The organism is Sodalinema sp., assembly GCF_046483825.1.
GTDB lineage: Bacteria > Cyanobacteriota > Cyanobacteriia > Cyanobacteriales > Geitlerinemataceae > Sodalinema.
In genome coordinates this window covers 23,015-29,186 of sequence record NZ_JAWOCL010000304.1, presented here as the reverse complement: position 1 = coordinate 29,186, position 6,172 = coordinate 23,015, and the positions used below count along the sequence as shown (strand labels likewise).

4 protein-coding genes and 1 tRNA gene are annotated in these 6,172 nt (G+C 53.7%); 3 read left to right on the top strand and 2 right to left on the bottom strand.

Going from position 1 to position 6,172, the window contains the following annotated elements; translation table 11 throughout:
* On the top strand, positions 1-1,491 hold a 1,491-nt coding region (locus R6U67_RS19265; RefSeq protein WP_410254044.1), incomplete at its 5' end, for a GTPase family protein.
* A gap of 163 nt (positions 1,492-1,654) precedes the next feature.
* Here the strand turns inward: R6U67_RS19265 and gltX are convergent.
* On the bottom strand, positions 1,655-3,094 hold the full coding sequence (gene gltX, locus R6U67_RS19260; protein WP_410254043.1) for a glutamate--tRNA ligase: 1,440 nt from the start codon (positions 3,092-3,094) through the stop codon (positions 1,655-1,657).
* Between the two features lie 119 nt (positions 3,095-3,213).
* A tRNA-Asp gene (locus tag R6U67_RS19255) sits at positions 3,214-3,287 on the bottom strand.
* Positions 3,288-3,498: 211 nt separating this feature from the next.
* Here R6U67_RS19255 and R6U67_RS19250 point away from each other — a divergent pair.
* On the top strand, positions 3,499-4,995 hold the full coding sequence (locus R6U67_RS19250) for a helicase C-terminal domain-containing protein (RefSeq protein ID WP_410254042.1): 1,497 nt from the start codon (positions 3,499-3,501) through the stop codon (positions 4,993-4,995).
* A gap of 66 nt (positions 4,996-5,061) precedes the next feature.
* On the top strand, positions 5,062-6,018 hold the full coding sequence (locus tag R6U67_RS19245; protein WP_410254041.1) for a glycosyltransferase family 2 protein: 957 nt from the start codon (positions 5,062-5,064) through the stop codon (positions 6,016-6,018).
* Positions 6,019-6,172: the final 154 nt, after the last annotated feature.

The window sequence follows — 6,172 nt, the reverse complement described above, 5'->3', positions numbered from 1 at the left end:
CTCTCGCCAGTATTGGGACAAGTGACCGTGGGCCAAGCCTATCAAGCCTACGAGGTTTATCAGAAAATAGAACCCTCGGCCCGCAAACTGCGTCAAGTCTGGGGTTGGGCGCAATGGTTCTTCAATCCAGCGGTGGCAGCGGCCCGTCAAGTGACGCAAAAATCCAGTAGTCGCGCCACTCAGGAACTGCTGGGCAATTTGGGACAACTGTTGCGAGAAGCGGCGCTGCGGAATTTAGCCCAACAAGCGATTTATCTCTATGCGGGCCAGGAGACGGCTCAATTCGGGGCGGATGCGTTACCCGATGTCAGTCAAGCCGAGACCGAGAGTTCGCCACGCTTTGGTCATACCGACACCAACAGCTTACGGAACATTCTCGATCGCGCCGAGTCAGCCGAAACCGTCGAGAAAAAACCCGTGAGCCTGCTGTTGGTGGGGCGCACGGGGGCGGGTAAAAGTAGCGTGATTAATACCCTCTTTGAGAGCGATCGCGCGTTGGTGGATGTGTTACCCAGTACCGACAAACTTTGTCGCTATGTCTGGGAGGCTCCCACCGGGGACTCTCTGGTGTTGTGGGATACCCCAGGCTATGAACAGGCCAGTCGTCAGGATTATCGAGAACTGGTGCTCGATCACGCTCGGGAAGCGGATTTGGTCTTGCTGGTGACTCCCGCCCTTGATCCAGCGTTACAAATGGATGAGGACTTTTTACGAGAGTTACAGAAAGAAGTGACCGACTTACCGGCGATCGCCATTGTCACCCAAGTCGATCGCCTCCGTCCCTTGCGAGAATGGAGTCCTCCCTATAACTGGGAACGGGGCGATCGGCCCAAGGAACAATCGATCCGCCACGCTACAGAATACCGTCAGGAGGAACTCGGCCAACTCTGTCGAGCGGTTCTCCCCCTCGTGACTCGCGACGAACGCGCCCAGCGAGAGGCTTGGAACCTCAATCAGTTATCTAATCGGCTGGTGGCATCTTTGGACCCGGCCAAACAACTGCGACTGACCCGATTTTTGCGCGATCGGAACACTCGCCTTCGCGGCGCCGCCCAAATCATCGAACGCTACAGCCGCCAAATGGCCACCACTCAGGGACTCACCAACTTTCTCAAAAGTCCCATCCTGCAATTCATCTCCACCCTAACCACGGGACAACCCACTCTGGCCTATCTCCTCGCCGAACAAATCCCCGTTGAGCAACTTCCCATTGTCATCGGCAAACTTCAGATCGCCTATGATTTGTTTTCTCTGTTAACCAAGGATGATGATATCCGCAAATTCGATCTCTTATCGCTTTGGTCTGTCCTATTAGACAATCCCTCACCGCCAGAACGCAATGCCTGGGCGTTTGGCCATGCGGTGACGGAATATTGGGTGGAGAAACTCTCAACCGAACAACTCCAGAAACGGTTTAAGGAGTATTTTGAAGAGTATGAGAATCGGGGGAAAGAAGGCAATCGGCAATCGGCAATCGGCAATCGGCAATAAGCAATCGGGGAGAAGAAGGCAATAAGGCAATCGGCAATCGGCAATCGGGGGAAAATCCATCCCTAACCCTCTCTGATGGAGGGCGACAGGGAACAGAAAATCGTAGGGGCGAAAAATTTTTCGCCCCTACAACATCTGGTATTTTTTCAAAATGGTCTGGCCATTAATGATTAATTGCCTGATCGAGCCGTTGCAGATCCAAACCTCGGGTATTCAGAATTAGCCAGGATTGGATCAAATCTGGTCCCTGTACCGCTCCCGTTAGCGCAGCTCGTAGAGACTTCATCACCAGGCCCTTCTTCACTTTCAACTCCTTCGTGACCTGCTTGATAATGTCCTTAGCCACGTCCTCCGTCAACGCCTCAGACTCCGCTAACTTCTCACGAACAGCGGCGAGGGTTTCCGGCACTTGTTCCATCGCAAGCTGCTGTTGGGCCTTCTCGTCATACTCAACAGACTCAACAAAGAGGGGACGGCTCATCTCCACAGCATCTGGGAGAACCGTTAGACTGGCTCCTACCACTTGGGCCACCTGTAACAGCCAGGGGCGATCGCTTTCCACATCAAACTCATACCCCGCCTCTTGCCAATAGGGGATCAGTTGCTCTAACAGGGTTTCCGGGGATAACTCATGTAACACCTGACTGTTGAGCCAATTCAGTTTATCCCAGTCAAAGCGCGCGCCAGCTTTGTTAACTCGTGCAAAATCAAACTGCTTCGCGGCTTCGTCTAAGGTGAAGCGTTCTTCAGCATCCGGCGGCGACCATCCTAACAGGGCCATGTAATTGGCCAAGGCTTCAGCGGTATAGCCTAACTGCTGGAAATCATTGACCGCCGTGGCCCCATCTCGTTTCGAGAGTTTTTGACCATTGGGGTTGAGAATCAGCGGCGTATGGGCAAACTTGGGAACCGGCTGTTCCAAGGCTTCATAGAGTAGAATCTGCTTCGCGGTGTTGGCGATATGGTCTTCGCCTCGGATGACATGACTAATCTTCATATCCACATCATCGACCACCACCGCCAAATTATAGAGGGGTTGGCCAATTTCACCCGGCTTGGCGGCCCGGGCGATCGCCATATCCCCGCCGAGATCTCGTCCAGCCCAGGTTAGAGTTCCCCGCACCAGGTCATCCCAGACAATGGGGCGATCGTCGTCGATTTTGAAGCGAATGACGGCGGTACGTCCTTCGGCTTCGTAGGCCTGTTGTTGTTCGGGAGTTAGATCACGATGGCGATTATCGTAGCGAGGCGCTTGTTTCTTGGCTTTCTGCTCCTCCCGCATGGCGTTGAGTTCCTCGGGAGTGCAGTAGCAGCGATAGGCTAATCCCTTGTCTAAGAGGGTTTGCACCGCCTGACGATACAAGTCCAATCGTTGGGATTGGTAAAACGGCCCTTCATCCCAGTCGAGTCCCAACCAGCGCAAACCACTGAGAATGTTCTCGGTAAATTCGGGTTTGGAGCGCTCGGTATCCGTGTCCTCAATGCGGAGAATGAACTGACCGCCGTGATGTTTGGCAAACAGCCAGTTAAATACCGCCGTGCGAGCGGTTCCAATATGGAGGTTTCCGGTGGGACTGGGCGCTAAGCGAACTCGAATAGACATAGGTTAAGGGAACAGGGGGGAAGAAGGGGACAGGGAACAGGGAACAGGGAACAGGGGAGAATCTGTCCTTTAAAATGACAAAAGGGGCAAGGTTTGTGCCTTACCCCTTTTGTGTTTAACGGGACTGACGGGACTCGAACCCGCAACTTCCGCCGTGACAGGGCGGTGCTCTAACCAATTGAACTACAGTCCCTTGTTTCGAGCGTGATATCTATCATGCCCTAATTTTTAGAACTTGTCAACCCCTTTGGGAAACTTTTTTGAGGGAGGCGGTTAATGGCTGGCTCAACTCCTGGCCAATACTGGGGCCAGGGGCCTTCCGGCTGATTGACGTCCACATTAGAATAGTTTGGGTTGTTTAGGATTTTCTGTCAAATGCTCCAAATCAAGGTACGAGCTACAGCGTGATTGAAGCAAAAGTTCACGGTGCGTTACGAGATTTTTTGCGGGCTTCGGGGGGCGATCGCTGGCCCCATCATTTGACGATGGCCCGCCTGGTGGCGCGGGCCTTGCGGTTGGGCCGCGATGCGCTGATTCAAACGGGGGTGTTTCCCACCTCCTCGCAACGGTATGCCCTCAGTTATCTGATGCCGATGTTAATGTCGCCGACAGCGGTGGTGCTGGTGGCGGCGCCCCAGGTGCGGCGACAGTTGCGGGAACGGGATATCCCTGAATTGCAAGCCTGGTTAGGCTCCGAGAAAGCCATCGCCGAGGGCGATCGCCTTGATCCCGACTTTGAAGGGCTATTGCTCACCTCCCCTGACGCCTGGTTACGCGATCGCCTCGGTGGAGGAAACAGCTTTCGCGATGGGGTTCCTACCCTCATCGATGGGGCGGATGACTGGGAACGTTGGACACAAAACAGTTTAACTGTGGCCATCTCCCCCCAGGATTGGTTCGATTGGATTACCGCATCAACGGAACAGGGGGCCAAAATTCGTGATGTGCAATTGGCCCTAGTGCGAGGGAGTCTAGCTCGCCCGGATAACCCCTATCAGGCTCATCTGATTGATCAAGACGAACAAGCGGCCTTAGGGCAGCTTCAACCCGATGCGGGAATGCCCCCAGCCTGGCGAGAGTTTTGGGAATCTTGGCGATCGCACCCTGGGGCGGTTTGGGCGAAACTCAATCGTCATCAAGGACAACTCTGGCTGTATCATGCTCCCGTCGATTTGGGTAAACTTCTCGCCCCACTTTGGCAGCGTCAACCCATGGTTTGGGTGGGTGGGGCCTTGGATTTAGACCGCGATGCTCTGGCCTTTCGCGAACGCTTGGGCTTAGGAGATATGACCTGTGTTAAATTCAATCCCGATCGCCATCATCTCCATCTCTATGCCCCTGAACGGCTGCCATTACCCAATACCCCAGAATACAAGGCGGCCTTATTACGAGAACTCCATGAGTTGATTCGCATTGGCAGTTCCGCTGACACCGCAGCGGGACTCATTACCCTCATTGTCGGCGATGTTCCCCTGCGGGCGATCGTGGCGGCTCAACTGGCGGCGGATTTTGGCTCTCGGGTGCGCGTTGAACAGGCTGACTTAGCGGACAATGGCATTCTCATTAGTGGCTGGTCTTTCTGGCGAGACCACCAAGGGGAGTTACCGGCGAGTAAATTGTTGGCGATCGCCACTCTACCCTTTCCCTCCCTTGAAGATCCCTACGTGGCCGCTGAGGTGGCCCATTACAAACAACAACGACAGGATTGGTTTCGTCTCTATCTACTGCCAACCGCTCTCAGGGAGTTACAACGGGCGATCGCCCCCATTCGAGAGGTGCAAGGAACCGTCGTCTTGCTCGATGTACGAGCCATCTATCGCAGTTATGGCAAACAATTTTTTGCCGCCCTCAGTCCCTATGCTCGGGTGAGTTCACCGGAGGTTGGCCGATTGGACGCTTAGAGAAAATCGAGAGGCTATCATTGGCCATCCACCCTGTCTCCGTTAGGATGAACGGTTAACTTGGCCATGACCAAACTGATTATCCAAATCCCCTGCTACAACGAGGAAGCCACTCTCGGCGTCGCTTTAACAGCCCTACCGCGAGAGATTCCAGGGATCGATACCGTCGAATGGCTCATTATCAATGATGGCAGTGTTGATCGCACCGTTGAGGTCGCCAAGGCTTGCGGCGTTGATCACATCGTCAGTTTTGACCATAATCGGGGCCTAGCCAAGGCCTTCGTGGCCGGTATTGATGCCTGTCTCAAGGCGGGGGCGGATATCATCGTCAACACCGATGCCGATAATCAATACTGTGCTGATGATATCCCCACACTGATTGCCCCCATTCTCCAAGATCATGCGGACATGGTGGTGGGAGCGCGTCCCATTGAGGACATTCAACATTTTTCCCCCCTCAAGAAAGTCTTGCAACGTTGGGGGAGTTGGGTGGTTCGTTTAGCGAGCAATACCCACATCCCCGACGCTCCTAGTGGCTTTCGGGCCTATAGTCGTGAGGCGGCGATTCGGCTCAATGTCTTTAATGAGTATACTTATACTCTCGAAACGATTATCCAAGCGGGACAAGAAGGGATGTCTGTGACGTCGGTTCCCATTCGCACCAATGGCTATCTGCGGCCGTCACGCCTGGTTAAAAGTATTCCGGCGTATATCCAACGCTCCATTTTCACGATTATTCGGATTTTTATGACCTATCGTCCCCTACGGTTTTTTGCCGTTCTGGGAACGATTCCGATGGGATTGGGGTTATTACTCTGTTTGCGTTGGTTGGTTTTATTTAGCTTTGGGGATCCAACGCGATCGCGCACCCCGAGTTTGATTCTGGCAACAATCCTAATTCTGATTGGCTTTCAACTCTGGATGTTCGGGGCGATCGCCGATGTCATGGCCGTCAACCGCAAAATGCTGCAAGATGTTCAGCAACGGTTGCGACGAGCTGAATATGACCAGTATCGTCATTGAAATCGTCATTGAAGGGGAATCGCTCAGGAAACCGCTTCGCCGACTTGAGGGTTTCGGTTTCACCCCTGAAACTTTCGGTTTGCCCGACCTCAAGACCAACCCGTTAAAACCGTATGCTAAAGAGAGTGGGGTCTCACTGAACCTGTGTTCCGCC